Annotated in this window: 13 protein-coding genes; 9 read left to right on the plus strand and 4 right to left on the minus strand. The window is 57.2% G+C overall.

What is annotated here, in order from left to right; genetic code table 11:
* Both QZL71_RS05570 and QZL71_RS05575 read right to left on the minus strand, forming a co-directional pair.
* A partial coding sequence (locus QZL71_RS05570; protein WP_294648179.1) for a DAK2 domain-containing protein occupies positions 1–1,608 on the minus strand: 1,608 nt, incomplete at its 3' end.
* 60 nt (positions 1,609–1,668) lie between these two features.
* On the minus strand, positions 1,669–2,019 hold the full coding sequence (locus QZL71_RS05575; RefSeq protein ID WP_005945874.1) for an Asp23/Gls24 family envelope stress response protein: 351 nt from the start codon (positions 2,017–2,019) through the stop codon (positions 1,669–1,671).
* A gap of 439 nt (positions 2,020–2,458) precedes the next feature.
* Here QZL71_RS05575 and QZL71_RS05580 point away from each other — a divergent pair, with 439 nt between their 5' ends.
* Entirely contained in the window at positions 2,459–2,911 is a 453-nt protein-coding gene (locus tag QZL71_RS05580; protein ID WP_097775366.1) for a CBS domain-containing protein, read from the plus strand.
* Positions 2,912–3,499: 588 nt separating this feature from the next.
* The gene (locus QZL71_RS05585) at positions 3,500–5,278 is read left to right on the plus strand and encodes a Na/Pi cotransporter family protein (RefSeq protein ID WP_294648182.1); all 1,779 of its coding nucleotides are present in this window, start codon (positions 3,500–3,502) and stop codon (positions 5,276–5,278) included.
* A gap of 54 nt (positions 5,279–5,332) precedes the next feature.
* Here the strand turns inward: QZL71_RS05585 and QZL71_RS05590 are convergent, their stop codons facing one another.
* Together QZL71_RS05590 and QZL71_RS05595 are read right to left on the minus strand one after the other, a co-directional pair.
* Positions 5,333–5,503, minus strand: a complete 171-nt coding sequence (locus tag QZL71_RS05590) for a hypothetical protein (protein ID WP_154255643.1) — start codon at positions 5,501–5,503, stop codon at positions 5,333–5,335.
* Positions 5,504–5,635: 132 nt separating this feature from the next.
* Positions 5,636–6,010 carry a hypothetical protein gene (locus tag QZL71_RS05595; RefSeq protein ID WP_120080248.1) on the minus strand — a complete coding sequence of 125 codons (375 nt, stop codon included), beginning with the start codon at positions 6,008–6,010 and terminating at the stop codon, positions 5,636–5,638.
* A 269-nt stretch (positions 6,011–6,279) separates the two neighbouring features.
* On the opposite strand from QZL71_RS05595, the gene QZL71_RS05600 reads away from it, so the two are divergent.
* The 7 genes from QZL71_RS05600 to QZL71_RS05630 form a co-directional block, all read left to right on the plus strand.
* Complete coding sequence (locus tag QZL71_RS05600) at positions 6,280–8,805, plus strand: transglycosylase domain-containing protein (protein ID WP_294648184.1); 2,526 nt, start codon at positions 6,280–6,282, stop codon at positions 8,803–8,805.
* A gap of 180 nt (positions 8,806–8,985) precedes the next feature.
* Positions 8,986–9,426: an ACT domain-containing protein gene (locus QZL71_RS05605; protein WP_005945891.1), complete on the plus strand. Its 441-nt coding sequence runs from the start codon at positions 8,986–8,988 to the stop codon at positions 9,424–9,426.
* A gap of 30 nt (positions 9,427–9,456) precedes the next feature.
* A complete protein-coding gene (locus QZL71_RS05610) occupies positions 9,457–10,692 on the plus strand; it encodes a homoserine dehydrogenase (protein WP_005945893.1) in 1,236 nt (411 codons plus the stop codon).
* 28 nt (positions 10,693–10,720) lie between these two features.
* Positions 10,721–11,626: a homoserine kinase gene (gene thrB / locus QZL71_RS05615; RefSeq protein ID WP_005945895.1), complete on the plus strand. Its 906-nt coding sequence runs from the start codon at positions 10,721–10,723 to the stop codon at positions 11,624–11,626.
* A 93-nt stretch (positions 11,627–11,719) separates the two neighbouring features.
* The gene (locus QZL71_RS05620) at positions 11,720–12,919 is read left to right on the plus strand and encodes an aspartate kinase (RefSeq protein ID WP_154260503.1); all 1,200 of its coding nucleotides are present in this window, start codon (positions 11,720–11,722) and stop codon (positions 12,917–12,919) included.
* Positions 12,920–13,232: 313 nt separating this feature from the next.
* Positions 13,233–14,045, plus strand: coding sequence for a M15 family metallopeptidase (locus tag QZL71_RS05625; protein WP_097781704.1), 813 nt, complete (start codon positions 13,233–13,235; stop codon positions 14,043–14,045).
* Positions 14,046–14,084: 39 nt separating this feature from the next.
* A partial coding sequence (locus QZL71_RS05630; protein WP_294648187.1) for a M16 family metallopeptidase occupies positions 14,085–15,276 on the plus strand: 1,192 nt, incomplete at its 3' end.

The following is a 15,276-nucleotide window of genomic DNA, read 5'->3' on the forward strand; positions in this document are numbered from 1 at the left end:
GATCTCGGTCACTTTCTCGGCATCCTCATCGCTCACGTCGCAGCCGGAGATGATGGTGACGAAGCTGGAATCCTTCTTGCACATGCCGCGTGCCAGACGGTAGGTAGCTTTGGTGATATCGTTGGAGGTGGAAACGATCTTGCCGTTCTCCAGAGCCATGATCTCGCCCTTCTTGATGCGCTTGCCGTCGTACTCACTGTCGCGGGCAGCATAGGTGATCAGACCGGTGGACACCTTGTCGGCAGCAGCCATCATGTTGATGGTGTTGGTCTCGGCGTTCACAGAGGGATCAAAGTTCAGCATGGCGGTAATGCCCATGGGCACGGTGCGGGTGGGCAGAACGACCACCTGACGGTCGGCCAGCTTCTGGGCCTGCTCAGCAGCCATGATGATGTTCTTGTTGTTGGGCAGCACGAACACGGTCTTTGCGGGCACGCTCTGGATGGCGGCGAGGATATCCTCGGTGGCTGGGTTCATGGTCTGACCACCGGAGACCACTGCGTCTGCAGCCAGATCGGTGAACACGGCCTTCAGGCCTTCACCGGCGGCAACGGCAACAAAGCCATAGTCACGGCTGGGGTCCACAGCAGCGTAGACGAACTCGCTGGACTGAGAAGGAGCCTTCTCAGCAGAAGCCTGCTTTTCCAGGCTCTTGCCCTGCTTCTGACGGGCCAGGAACTGCTCGTGCATGTTCTCGATCTTGAAGTTGGTCAGGTAGCCATACTTGATGGCTTCGCTCAGGATCTTGCCGGGATCAGCGGTGTGCACATGCAGGTTGATCACATCGTCATCCTCGATGCACACCACGCTGTCACCGTTGGATTCTGCAAAGGCACGCATCTTTGCGGCGCTTGCACCCTCATACTTGTTGATCAGGAACTGGGTGCAGTAGCCGTTCTTGATGTCCTCCACCTTCATCAGGTCGTCGGTGAACACGCCCTTGCCGGCGTTCTCGGTGGAGAGCTTTGCCTTGTTGGGAGCGGCCTCGCCGCCTGCCACGATGCCTTCGCCATGGAACACCTTGCCCATGCCCTCAAAGATGACCATGATGCCCTGACCGCCGGCATCCACAACGCCGGCCTTCTTCAGAACAGGCAGCAGGTTGGGGGTGTCCTCCAGAGCCTTCTGGCCGGCGGTCATCACCACATCCCACAGAGCAGGCACATCCTCGGCACCGCAGGCAGCAGCTTCCTCAGAGGCAATGCGTGCAACCGTGAGGATGGTGCCCTCGGTGGGCTTCATAACGGCCTTATAAGCGCCCTCGACACCCTTCTTCAGAGCCTCGACAATGTCGGCAGCGGTGGCTTCCTTCTTGCCTTCCAGCGCCTTGGAGAAGCCGCGGAACAGCAGGCTGGTGATAACACCGGAGTTGCCGCGTGCACCGCGCAGCATGGCGGAAGCAGCGGTCTTGGAAGCCTCACCCACGGTGCAGCTGTCGTCCAATGCTTCCAGCTCGCGCACAGAAGCACCCACGGTCATGCCCATGTTGGTGCCAGTGTCGCCATCAGGAACAGGGAAAACGTTCAGCTCGTCCACGCGGGAGCGCTGATTGTTGATGTTGTTGGCGCCAGAGATAATGGCGTCACGCAAAATCTTACCAGAAATCATTCTTTTTTACTCCTTGTACTTGCCGGAAAAGCCCGGCGCATTCGGATGAACCAACAAAAATCAGGCGATCACATCGTCTACCGAAACCACAACGCGGGCAACCTTCAGGCCGGTAGCCTGCTCCACCTCGTCCTTGACGCGGTGAGAGATGCTGCGTGCGGCGGTAGAAATGTTCAGGCCATAGCTCACTGCAATGTGCAGTTCGATCACCAGACGACCATCCTCCTGCGTGACACGGACACCCTTTTCCGGGTAATCAGAACCGTGCACCATGCTTCTGACGGCATCGGTCATATCACGGGGTGCCATTGCGGCAACACCGTAACACTGTTTGGCTGCTTCACCTACCAGAGTAGCAAAATACCCGGACGTAAAGCTGACATCCCCCAGAGGGAAACGGGAAGTGATCATAGTCGCTCTGCTCCTTTATGTTATTTTCATAAAACACATTCAAGGTCTGGGGCGCAGCGGCGGACAGATACACATACTGCGCCGAGAAACACCCACATTATTATACAACTTTGGGGCGCGCTTGTACAGCGCAAAATGCTGGTATATCAACTTTTTGCGCAGGTTTCTGCATTGACGGCATGGTTCGGGCGGCTTCGCACCGGGAAGGTGATAGCATAACGGACGCTGGTTGCTTTTTATCAAAACCGAAAGTATGACGAAAGAAAGCAAACAATCTGTTAAAAAAATATAAAAGGTGGGTGATAACTCTTTATCCGACTATGAAAAAGTGCTAAAATAGAAACAAGGATAGGGACTGCGGCGCAGGGTCCCGCTTGTGCGGATGAACTGCGTTATTTTTTGCGCACGGCGCGTGGAACAATGTTTAGGAGCTGTTGTCATGAATATTCTGTTTTTCCTTTCACCCAAGCAGGATCTGATGTATGTTTACGACGATTTCACCCTTCGGCAGACGCTGGAAAAGTGGGAGAATAACCGCTACGCGTCCATTCCGGTGCTCAACCGGCAGGGAAAATATGTGGGCACCCTGACCGAGGGCGACATTCTCTGGGGGCTGAAAAAGTTCCATGGTCTGGATCTGGAAGCGGCTGAGGATGTCCCCATTTCGGCCTTCCCGCACAAGCGCGACTACAAGGCTGTCACCGTGACCACCAGCATGGATCAGCTGATCGAAGCGGCCATGAACCAGAACTTTGTGCCGGTTGTGGATGACCGCGGCATCTTCATTGGCATCGTGCGCAGGCAGGCGATCATCCGTTACTGCTATGAGAAGGCCCGCACAGAGCAGCAGGCCCATGAGCAGCGCATCCCGGAATATGCCGCTGTGCATTGAACGATATAAATAGGTGGCCAGCTGCCCGGTTCCGCATCTGAAGCCGGGCGGCTTTTTGTCTGCAAAATGCGTTGAAAATCCGATTTATGGTACCTGCTGTGTGCGATAATACAGCCATGGAACAAAAACGTTCTGAAAAGCTGCAAAAAACGAGATACGGGAGGGAACACGGATGAAAGATTTTGAACTGCGTTATGTTGGAAGCCATGTGGAAGTATACACCGGCAGCGGAGTGTTCCTGTTTTCGGCCGATACGGTGCGGGAAGCAATGGAAGAACTGGCAGAGTAAGCGCCCGCAAACAGACAGGGACTTCGGTGCAAATGTAAAATTGATGTAAAATAATTGAAAAAGAAAGAGCACGAATTCATTAAGAGACGGAAAAATGTGTAGAAAAAGTGATTTTCTTGTAAAATAAACCTTGTTGTGACAGGATAAAAAATGATATAATAGATTCAAGCGCGGTCATTGTGCGCCGTTCTGCGCAGCAGAGCGGCAGGCCGCAGCATCTGCCGGATCAAGCAGGCCCGGTGTGCGGGCAGGGCAGATGGACAAGGATCAAAAGGAAGATCATTTTTAGGAGTATCGTTATGGATATCACACACATTACCTCTCTGTTGGGTGGAATTGCGCTGTTTCTGTACGGCATGTCCATTATGGGCGCTGGCCTGGAAAAACTGGCCGGCGGCAAAATGCAGGGCGTGCTGCAAAAGCTGACCTCCTCAACGCTCAAGGGCGTTATTTTTGGCACCCTCATCACGGGTGTCATCCAGTCCTCGGCCGGCACGGTCGTTATTTGTGTCGGTCTGGTAAACTCCGGCATCATGACCCTTACGCAGTCGGTAGGCGTCATTATGGGTGCAAACATTGGTACCACTGTTACTGGCCAGCTGATCCGCATGGCGGATATCTCCGGTGACAGTCTCTGGCTGACACTGATCCAGCCCAAGACCTTTGCGCCCGTGGTGGCGTTTATCGGCTGCATTTTTTATGTGTTCCTGCGCAGCGCTAAAAGGAAGAACATCGGCCAGATCATGCTGGGCTTCGGCATCCTGTTTACCGGCATGAGCCTGATGGACACCGGTGTGGCTCCTCTGCGCGAGAGCGCCGTGTTCCAGAATCTGTTCGTTACCATGACGAATCCCGTTCTGGGCATTCTGGTGGGCGTGGTGGTCACGGTGATCATCCAGTCCTCCTCGGCATCGGTGGGTATCCTGCAGGCACTGTCCAGCACGGGTCTGGTCACCTTCAGCTCTGCCATCCCCATTATTCTGGGCGCACACATCGGCACGGCCTTTACGCCGCTGCTCACCATTGGCGGCTCCTCCAAGGACGGCAAGCGCGCTGCACTGATCCATCTGTACTTCAACATCATTGGCAGCGTGATCCTGCTGGCGCTGGTGTATGCGGTGCAGTTTACCGTTGGCATCCCCATGTGGAACGATGTGATGAACAAGAGCACCATCGCAAACATCCACACCCTTTCCAGCGTGTGCGCCATGCTGCTGTTCCTGCCGTGCAGCGGTGTGCTGTCCAAGCTGGCACTGCTCACTGTGCCGGACAGCGCCGAGGAAGCACAGGAGCTGAGCATGCCGGTGCTGGACGAGCGCCTGTTCAAAAGCCCGGCTGTGGCCCTGCAGCAGGCTAAGAGCGCTGTGATCAAGATGTCCCGCCGTGCTGCCCGCAATGTGAATCTGGCTGCACCGCTGCTGCTGAAGATGGACGAGGATACCGTCAGCGCCATCCGGGTGCGTGAAAACCTGATCGACCGCATGGAGGTGGCAATCTCCAACTATCTGATCAAGATGACCGATCAGGAGCTGGGCGACGATGAGAGCCACACTGTGACCGAACTGCTGAATTTTGTTACCGAGTTCGAGCGCATCGGCGACTATGCGGTGAACATTATGGAAAAGGCAGAAGAACTGCAGGAAAAGGAAGCGTCCTTCAGTGAAAGCGCCACCAAGGAGCTGCAGCTGCTGGAGAATGCGCTGAACCGCATCCTGAACCTGACCAACGATGCCTTTGAAAACAGCGATATGCGTCTGGCGGCTCAGGTGGAACCGCTGGAGGAAGTGATCGATGTGATGGCGGAGCGCCTGCGCGACCAGCACATCCTGCGCCTGAAGGACGGCGTGTGCTCCATTGATACGGGTGTCGTGTTCCTGGATGTGCTGAACAATGCAGAGCGCATCTCGGATCACTGCTCCAACGTTGCTGCCCGCCTGATCGGCATGGATGCCGGCGAGGACTACGACTCCCACACCCTCAAGAGCATCATGCACCACAACCCCACCAAGGACTACATGCTGGAATACGAGGAGTGCCGCAAGGCCTACCTTGTTCCGCTGGAAGAAATGGAAGCCTGAAACTAAGAAAGACCTCCGGGACGCTTTTCCCGGAGGTCTTTTTTGCGTTAAAAATCAAGCACTTTTGGGCAAAGAGACAATGACCCAGCGGTGCGGCCCGTGAAAGCCGTCTACCTTGGCGGCTTTGCTGCAGGTGCCGGGGCTGGGCGGGCCGAGGTGGATACCGCGGTCCAGCTGCTTGCCGCAAAGACGGCACTGGTAATGGAGGGTGATCTGTTCTGACATGAGGAAGCACTTCCTTTTATGATCGCTGCAGGCGGTTAAGAAACTTTACATCTATTATCATTATATAATTTTTACATCGGGATGTCAATAAAAATAATCAGTAAAAGTAGATAAAAATTGAGCATTCTGCACTCAATCGCCCAGATCTTCCAGCAGCAGGTCCAGTTCCCGTTCGCTGTACACGGTCACACCGCGCTTGATGCGCACGGCATCGTTCTCCGGCAGAAGATTGGTGTAGATGCCGGTGACGGTGACAAGCACATCCGGCTGGCCATTGGTGCCGCAGCGGTAAACGGCCACGCGCCCGCCTTTGTCGCACAGGCGGTAGCTTTGGGCAGCAAGCTCCGGCATGGCCTGTGCGGCAAGGTCTGCTGCGGAGGAAGGCGGTGCTTCGCTGCCGGGGTCGGGCACCGGAAGGCTGAGCTTGGGCAGGGCCATCCAGAACAGGCTGAACACGATGGTGAATACGCACAGCCCGTAGAACAGGCAGGTGCACAGTTTGCGCATGGAGAAACACGCTCCTTTCCGGCTGAAGTATGCCCCAAAACAGGGGAGAACAGTCAATTTTCACACGGGAATGCTGTACTTTGTCCGGCAGATTGTGTTATACTACAGATGATTAGACCTATCAGGGCCGAAGATTGGTTCTTGCCCGCGTTCTGTGCACGTGCTATAATATGGTATTGCGTGCAGTTCTGTGCGCTTTGATGGAAAAGTACCAGCGCATGGCGCTGAAAAAGCAGCCTGAATGTTAGGAGGCGATTTCTATCTCCGATATGAGAAAGATCAACCGTGCCGGTGAGGGGCATTCCCCGGCACCGGCGGGGCGGAAGGTAAATGTGAGCAACAGCCGCCGGGAGTCCCAGCTGGGACCCAAACACGGCCGGGAACCCAAAGAACCAAAGGAACCCCGTGAAAAGGGCAGACATCCCATTCTGCGCTTCATTGGCCGAACCATTGCTACACTGATTTGTCTGGGCATCATGGCAGGCAGTCTGGTGGCAGTGGGTGCTGTGTATTACGTGGTGCAGGCTACCGCCAACGACGGCGACCTGCTGGATCTGGACAACATTGAGCTGAGCCAGTCCAGTGTGGTGATGGCTACCGACCCGGACACCGGTGCACAGGTGGAGTATGCCACGCTGCGCTCTTCCAACAGCCACCGCGTGTGGGCGGATCTGGAGCAGATCCCCACGAACCTGCAGTATGCGTTCATCTGCACCGAGGATAAGGACTTTTACAACGAGCCCGGCGTCAACTTCAAGCGCACCATCGGCGCAATGGTCAACGAATACCTGCTGCCCATCTACAGCTCCAAGCAGGGTGCATCCACGCTGGAGCAGCAGCTGATCAAGAACCTGACCGACGACAAGAGCGCCAGCGGCATTGAAGGCGCACTGCGCAAGCTGCGCGAGATCTACCGCGCCCTCTGCCTGAGCCGCAGCTATTCCAAGGAGACCATTCTGGAAGCGTACCTGAACACCATCAGCTTTACCGGCACCATTCAGGGCGTGCAGACTGCGGCCAACGAATACTTTAATAAGGATGTCAGCCAGCTGACCCTGTGGGAGTGTGCGACCATTGCGTCCATCACCAAAAACCCCACCAACTATAACCCCTACACCAACCCCGAAAACCTGATCAACCGCCGTAACTTCCTCATGTACAACATGTGGCAGCAGGGCGTGATCAGCGAAGAGGACTACCGCAACGCAGCGGCCCAGCCGCTGGTACTGGCCGAGGAAGAGGATACCAAGAAGAATTCTTCCGTTACCTCTTACTTTACCGATGCACTGTTCACCGAGCTGGTGCAGGACATCATGGACAAGGAAAACATTTCGGAATCCGAGGCACAGAAGCTGCTGTACACCGGCGGCTTTACCGTTGAGTCGACTGTGAACACCAAGGCGCAGTCCGCCATGGAAAACCTGATGCTCAACACGGATGATGCCTACTTCCCGGCCGGCTGGCATGAGGAAGAGGTGACCTCCATCTCGGACGACGATGTACAGGTGATGAACGAGGACGGTACGCCCAAGACCCGCACCGGCGACGACGGTACCGTTTACTATTACCGCAATGTGCGTACTCAGGCAGCCATGGTCACGCTGGACTATGACGGCAATGTGATCGCCATTGTGGGTGGTCTGGGCGAAAAGAACAAGAGCCTCTCGCTGAACCGTGCCTACAGTGTCACTCGTCAGACGGGTTCTACCATCAAGCCTATCGGTGCGTATGCACTGGGTGTAGAGTATGGTCTGGTGAACTGGTCCACCATGCTCAACAACTCGCCCTTGTATCAGAAGCAGGATATGGTGATCCGCGATGAGGATTACTGCCGCAAGAACGGCCTGATGGGCCTTTCCGACAAGCAGCTGCGCGCTTATCCCAACGCATGGCGCAGCTGGCCCCGCAACTATGGCGGCAACTACGGCGACAACAGTGATGTGCCGCTGTGGAACGGTCTGGCCCGCTCGCTGAACACCATTGCGGTGCGTGTGGGCGATCTGGTGGGCGCAAGCAACATCTTCAATTTTGTGTACAACACCCTGCAGCTGAACACGCTGGACCCGGTAAACGATGTGGGTCTGGCGCAGATGGTCATGGGCAGTCAGACCCATGGCGTTACGCCCACGGCGCTGGCAGCTGCGTTCCAGATCTTCTACGATGGCCAGTACACCACCCCGCACCTGTATACCCGCGTGCTGGACCGTGACGGCAATATCTATCTGGAGAACAACTCCACCAGCTATCAGGCCCTGACCCCGGATACCGCTTATGTGATGAACCGCCTGCTGAAGAACGTGCTGTACTCCAGCGTGGGTACCGCCGGCGGCCGCTACCCCAACTCCAACGGCATGGAAGCCTTTGGCAAGACCGGTACCGCCAGCGACGAAAAGGATCTGTGGTTCGTGGGCGGCACGCCGTACTACGTTACCGCCGTGTGGTGGGGCTACGATGCACCCTATGATATGACCAAGACGCTGGGTAAGCAGCAGGCCAAGACCCGTACCTGTGTTATGGCGTGGAAGGCCCTGATGGAACAGGTGCAGGCAAACCTGCCGTATAAGGCATTCCCGACCTCTGCCGGTGTGGTGGAGCGCCGCTACTGCACCCAGAGCGGCCTGCTGGCAGGCGGCTCCTGCCCCAGCACCGCCGTGGGCTACTACCGCGCCGATGATCTGCCTGGTACCTGCAACTACTCCCATGCAGCAGCTCCTGCAGCGGCTGCACCTGCGGAGACTGCGGCACCGGAGCAGGCTGTCATTCCTGCGGATACAGGTAATCAGGATACAGACTGATCTGTAGCCACATGAAGGACAAAAGGCGTACTATCGGCACCGGCGCGGGGTGAATCCGGCAAGGAAATACCGCGCTTGCCGCAGCAAAACTGGATAATCTGACAAAAACGCATCCGACCTCTTGCATTGCAGGGGGCCGGATGCTATTATATTCACTGCAAGAACACTTGTGTTTGTGAGGTGAACAAGTTGGAACGCCGCTTTTATCTGGTAGATGCGCAGGTGCTGCCTGAGGTTTTTCTCAAGGTGGTACGCGCCAAGGAACTTCTGGCCAGCGGGGAGGCACGCAGCATTTCCGCTGCCACCCGTGCAGTCGATCTTTCGCGCAGCGCTTTTTATAAGTATAAGGACTGCATTTTTGACTCCGAGAATGGCCGTGAGGTGATCACCGTCATGGCTACTCTGCGGGACGAGACCGGTGCACTGCAGAGCCTGCTGGCCGGCATCAGCGCCGCAGGTGCAAGCATTGTGACCATCAACCAGTCCACACCGGAAAACGGTGCCGCACTGGTGGCAGTCACCATCCGCACCGATACCATGCAGATGACTCCCGAAGAGCTGACTGAAAAACTTTCGCGTCAGCGTATGGTGGTAGGCGTGCACTGCGGGTACAATCTGTAAGCAGTCTTCAGAAAACGAGGGAGAACAACAATGGCTAAAATTGCAATTCTGGGCTTTGGCACGGTGGGCAGCGGCGTGTACGAGGTACTGTGCCGCAACGCTGCGGGTGTCTCCCGCCGTGCAGGTGAGCCGGTGGAGGTCAAGTACATCCTTGACCCGAAGGATTTTTCAAACCATCCGGATGCACACCTGTTTATAAAGAACTTCGATACCATTCTGGAAGACCCGGAGATCAAGGTGGTTGTAGAGACCATCGGCGGCACCCGCTTTGCGTATCCGTATGTAAAGGCCTGCCTTGAGAGCGGCCGCAGCGTATGCACCTCCAACAAGGAGATGGTGGCCACCTACGGCGCAGAGCTGCTGGGCCTTGCCAAAGAGCACGGCTGTGCCTTCCTGTTCGAGGCTTCTGTGGGCGGCGGTACGCCCATCATTACCCCGATGCACCAGTGTCTGGCGGCAAACGTCATCACCGAGGTGGAGGGCATCGTGAATGGCACCACCAACTTCATGCTCACCAAGATGGTGCGCGAAAATCTGGGCTTTGACGATGCGCTGAAGATCGCGCAAGAGCTGGGCTACGCCGAGACGAAGGACCCCAGCGACGATGTGGACGGCCGTGATGCCTGCCGCAAGATCGCCATTCTGTCCTCGCTGGTGTGCGGCCATCAGATCTACCCCCAGAACATTCCCACCCGCGGCATCCGTGCCATTACCACGGCAGATGTGGAAGCGGCGGAAAAGCTGGGCTGTGTGATCAAGCTGATCGCATGGATGAAGCGCGGCAAGGACGGCAGCGTGGCTGCCGGTGTGGAGCCGTGTCTGGTGCCCAAGGCAAACCAGCTGGCCAGCGTGGACGATGTGTTCAATGCAGTGCTGGTCAAGGGCGATATGCTGGGCGACGTGGTGTTCTACGGCAAGGGCGCAGGCAAGCTGCCCACCGCCAGCGCCGTGGTGGCCGACGTTGTGGATGCCCTGAAGCATGGCTCCAAGGTGCACGACAGCCTGTTCTGGCAGCCTGCTGAGCCGGTGGAGGGAATGCTCACCGACCCGGCTCCTGCTGCATATTATGTGCGTGTAGCAGGCATTGCTCCGGCGGTGGTGGAAGCCATCTACGGCTATGGCAGGGTGGTGGACGAACGCTACGAAGGCTGCGCTTACTTTGTGGAGCGAGCCGACGAAAAGGCACTGGCCGAAGCAGCCCGCAAGGTGGAAGCCGTGGGCGGCAGCGTGAAGCTGGTGCTCAAGCGTCTGCCGGAAGAAAACTGATAACGGAATAAGGAAAGGTGCGGCGGCTATGAAGATCAAGGTTTCTGTCCCGGCCACCAGTGCAAACATCGGCTCCGGCTTTGATGCGCTGGGTCTGGCGGTGACGCTGTATAATACGGTCACCTTTGAAGAGAGCGAAGTGCTGGATATCTCGTCTGCGGACGGTACCCGCATCCCGCGCGGTGAATCGAACCTCGTGTACCGTTCGGCAAAGGGGCTGTTTGAGAAGGTGGGCAAGCAGATCCCGCCCCTCAAGATCACCCAGACGAATCCCATCCCCATGGCGCGCGGCCTTGGTTCTTCTTCGGCCTGCATCATCGCGGGTCTGCTGGGTGCCAACCGGATGCTGGGCGATGTGCTCAACACGCAGGAGCTGCTCACGCTGGCCACCTCCATTGAGGGCCACCCGGATAACGTGGCCCCGGCTCTTCTGGGCGGCCTGACCAGCAGCGTGTTCGAGGATGGCAAGGTGTACTCGGTCAAGCGCAATGTGGATGAAACGCTGTGCTTTGCCGCCATCGTGCCGGACTACAAGCTGCTGACGGAAGCCGCTCGTGCGGCCCTGCCCAAAGAGGTCTCCCACAAGGACGCGGTATATAACCTTTCGCGCGCTGCGCTGGTGCCCGCCGCCTTCTGCGAGGGCAGACATGATCTGCTGGCCATTGCCACCGAGGATAAGCTGCACCAGCCCTACCGTATGCCGCTGATGCCCGGCTCCAAGGAAGTGTTCGATATGGCACGCCTGTGCGGTGCAAAGGCTGTTTACGTTTCCGGTGCGGGCAGCACCGTGATGGCTGTAGCGGAAAAGGCGGAGGCCGAAAAGTTCTATTCCAAGCTGGAAAAGGGTCTGGAGCTGCTGGAAGGTCTGGACGGATGTGAAGCATTTACATTGCTGCGTTTGGATGCCGATAACACCGGCGCAACGGTGGAATGATAAATGGGTAAGGGAAGTGCAAGGCGCTGCTGACCGCTTCCGCCCGGTGTACCCCCTTTTGACAAAGGGACAAAAAGAGGAGAGTGACAAGATATGGCGTTGATCGTACAGAAGTTCGGCGGTTCTTCGGTGAAGGACCGTGACCGTATCTTCAACGTGGCACGCATTGTGGCAAACACCCACAACGCGGGCAATGACGTAGTTGTGGTGGTGTCCGCTCAGGGCGATACCACCGATGAACTGATCGCCAAGGCTGGGGAGATCACCCACAACCCTTCGGCCCGTGAAATGGATATGCTGCTGGCTAGCGGCGAGCAGATCAGCATTTCGCTGCTGGCCATGGCACTGAATGAGCTGGGCTGCCATGCCATCAGCCTGACCGGCTGGCAGGCTGGCTTCCGCACCGACCGCGCCTATACCAAGGCGCGCATCACCCGCTTGGAGACAGAGCGCATCTCTTCTGAGCTGGAGCGCAACCGTGTGGTCGTTGTGGCGGGCTTCCAGGGCCTGAACAAGATGGATGACATCACCACTCTGGGCCGCGGCGGCTCCGACACCAGCGCTGTTGCCATTGCAGCAGCCCTGCACGCAGACCGCTGCCAGATCTTTACCGATGTGGAAGGCGTTTACACGGCCGACCCGCGCAAGGTGCGCAACACCCGCAAGCTGGATGAGATCACCTTTGACGAGATGCTGGAGCTGGCATCTCTGGGTGCACAGGTGCTGAACAACCGCAGCGTGGAGCTGGCCAAAAAGTATAATGTGGAGCTGGAGGTGCTCTCCAGCCTGAATCCCGTGCCCGGTACGGTGGTCAAGGAGGTTACAAAAGACATGGAAGGTATGCTGATCAAGGGTGTCGCAAAAGACACTGATGTTGCTGTTATCACGATTCTGAACGTTCCCGATGAGCCGGGCATGAGCTTCAAGATCTTCGGTCTGCTGGCCCAGAAGAACATCAACGTGGACATCATCCTGCAGTCCACCGGCCGTGACGGCAAGAAGGATATCAGCTTTACCTGCTCTGAGGGCGAAGCCGATCTGGCCATGCGCGTGCTGAAGGAGAGCGCACACTTCAACGATGTGAGCGTGGACACCACCTGCGCCAAGGTCTCCATTGTGGGTGCCGGTATGCAGAGCCACAGCGGCGTTGCTTCCAAGATGTTTGAGGCACTGTCCAACAACAACATCAATATCAAGATGATCTCCACCAGCGAGATCAAGATCTCCTGCATCATCAACCGCGACGATGCCGACAAGGCTGTTTCTGCGATCCACGATATGCTGTTTGATTAAATAAAAATATAGGAATGCCGCATCGCCTTTTAGGTGGTGCGGCATTTTTGCGTGGAAAACTCCTCCAGTCGCCTGCGGCGACAGCCCCCTCTGAGAGGGGGCCTTTGACAGAGCGGGAAACTTTTCTGTTTCGCCAGAGCCTCCCTCATTGAGGGAGGTGGATGCGAGTGTGCGAGCAGACGGAAGGAGTTTTTTCGGTCATACTTATTTTACACTTCCGGCGTTTACACAAAATGCAAAGGGGTGTATAATATACACTGTATCTGTGCGGCGCAGTGCGCTGCAAATTCTGCAAAAGGAGCTGCAACGCACCATGGAACCGACTGATAGAAATGCTGCAAAGCCCCGCCTGACCCGCGCTCAGTGGAAGCGCCGCAAGCGGCTGCGTCTGGCCCGCAACTGGGCCATTCTCATTCTCGTCTGCGCTGCCATTGTGGCGCTTATGACCAAAGGCATCCTCTGGCTGCTGCCAAAGGTGAACGCCATGCTTGCAGGGCCGCAGAGCTTTGATGCGGCCAGCTACGATGGCACCGGCTACAGCTTTGATGCTGACGATGAGCGTTTTGTGCTGGTGAACACCAATCTGCCTTTTGCCGAGGAACCCTCTCCGGCCCTTGCCGATGCCGATGAAGCCAGCGGTATCCAACTGGAAGCCGAAGCAGCTGCAGCCTACCAGAAAATGGCTGCGGCTGCGGCCGAGGACGGCGTTGCACTGGTGCTGACGGCAGGCTATCAGGACGCAGATGCCCGCAGCGCGGCCTATGAGACGCAGAAGCAGCAGTATCTGGAAAAGGGCAAAACCGAGGAAGAAGCCGCCAGCCTTGCGGCAGATATCCAGCCGCCTGCGGAATGCAATGATCACGGAACCGGCTATGCGGCGGATATCCTCAGTACGGACTACCCGACCCGTGATACCGGCTTTGATACGACCCGCGCCTATGAGTGGCTCACCGCCTACGCCGCCGAATACGGCTTTATCCTGCGCTACCCGCAGGACAGGCAGGCTGCTACCGGCGTGGTGTTTGAGCCGTGGCACTGGCGGTATGTGGGCGTTGAAAATGCCCTTGCCATCCGTGCCAGCGGCCTGAGTCTGGAAGAATTTCTTGCCTTGCAGAAGGCATCATAAAATAAAAAGCTCCCTGTGAAAGCAGGGCGGAGGAACAAATTGGAACGTACTCTCATTGCGCCGGGTGTGCATCTTTCCTGTGACCCGGCGGAAAAATTCAACCGCTGCCGCATCAGCGTCCACTTTGCCTTTCCGGCAAAGCGGGAAACGGCCACAGCACATGCGCTGCTGCCGCTGGTGCTGGAGCGCGGCTATGCCGACTGCCCGGATATGACCCGCCTGACCAAAAAGCTGGCCAAGCTCTACGGTGCAGACCTCACAGTGGATGCCCGGCCCATGGGCTGCAGCCACAACCTGTGTGTTAGTGTTACCGGTATCAAGGATCAGTTTGCGCTGGAAGGGGAGACCCTTACAAGGGAATATGCATCCATTGCACTGGGTGCGGCCTTTCACCCGTATTTTGTGGGCGGCACTTTTGATCCGGAAGCCGTGGGCATTGAAAAGCAGATGCTGAAAAAGGCGCTGGAAGATGAGATCAACGATAAGCGCCTTTACTGCCTGCATCAGGCCAACCGGGAATTCTTTGGCGACAGCCCGGCGGGTGTGCGGCAGGAGGGCTATCTGGAAGAGGTGGAAGGTCTGACACCGGAACAGCTTACCACAGCCTATTACGAGATGCTGCGCACCGCCAACATTGAACTGCTTGTGCTGGGCTGCACGGCAGAGCAGACCGCTGCGGTAAAGGATGCACTGCTGGCAGAGCTTGCGGCAATTGACCGTGCACCGCTGCCGCTGGCGGAAAACGTTGCCATGCCCTGCCGGGAGCCGGTGCACAAAACCGAAACCTATGATATGGTGCAGGCGAAGCTCTGTATGCTGTTCACGCTGGGCGAACCCATGCGCACCGAACAGCTGGCTGCTGTGCGCCTTGCCATGGCGCTGTACGGCGGCAGTGTGACCAGCCGCCTGTTCCTGAATGTGCGCGAGCGTGACCACCTGTGCTACTACTGCTCGTCCTCGTTCCAGAGCTTTACCGGAAGCATGGCTGTGAACAGCGGCGTGGAGCACGCCGACGCAGCCCGGGCAGAGCGGGCCATCTTGAAGGAACTGGCCGACCTGTGCGATGGCCCCATCACCGACGATGAATTTGAGGACTGCCGTCGGGGTCTGCTGAGCGGGATGCAGGGGGTAGAGGATACCTTGGGCGGCATCGAGACATGGTATTACATTGAAGTGCTGCGCGGCGGCGACCCGGCCAAGGTGCAGACACCCGCCGAAGCCCGCGCCGCTC

Origin of the sequence: uncultured Faecalibacterium sp. (assembly GCF_900066275.1) — a bacterium.
In the GTDB taxonomy this organism is placed as follows: Bacteria; Bacillota; Clostridia; order Oscillospirales; family Ruminococcaceae; genus Faecalibacterium; species Faecalibacterium taiwanense.

Coding starts and splice junctions, on each gene's coding strand:
- QZL71_RS05625 (WP_097781704.1), top strand. CDS start 13,233: ATGGAACCGACTGATAGAAATGCTGCAAAGCCCCGCCTGACCCGCGCT.
- thrB (WP_005945895.1), top strand. CDS start 10,721: ATGAAGATCAAGGTTTCTGTCCCGGCCACCAGTGCAAACATCGGCTCC.
- QZL71_RS05620 (WP_154260503.1), top strand. CDS start 11,720: ATGGCGTTGATCGTACAGAAGTTCGGCGGTTCTTCGGTGAAGGACCGT.
- QZL71_RS05595 (WP_120080248.1), bottom strand. CDS start 6,010: ATGCGCAAACTGTGCACCTGCCTGTTCTACGGGCTGTGCGTATTCACC.
- QZL71_RS05580 (WP_097775366.1), top strand. CDS start 2,459: ATGAATATTCTGTTTTTCCTTTCACCCAAGCAGGATCTGATGTATGTT.
- QZL71_RS05600 (WP_294648184.1), top strand. CDS start 6,280: ATGAGAAAGATCAACCGTGCCGGTGAGGGGCATTCCCCGGCACCGGCG.
- QZL71_RS05575 (WP_005945874.1), bottom strand. CDS start 2,019: ATGATCACTTCCCGTTTCCCTCTGGGGGATGTCAGCTTTACGTCCGGG.
- QZL71_RS05585 (WP_294648182.1), top strand. CDS start 3,500: ATGGATATCACACACATTACCTCTCTGTTGGGTGGAATTGCGCTGTTT.
- QZL71_RS05590 (WP_154255643.1), bottom strand. CDS start 5,503: ATGTCAGAACAGATCACCCTCCATTACCAGTGCCGTCTTTGCGGCAAG.
- QZL71_RS05610 (WP_005945893.1), top strand. CDS start 9,457: ATGGCTAAAATTGCAATTCTGGGCTTTGGCACGGTGGGCAGCGGCGTG.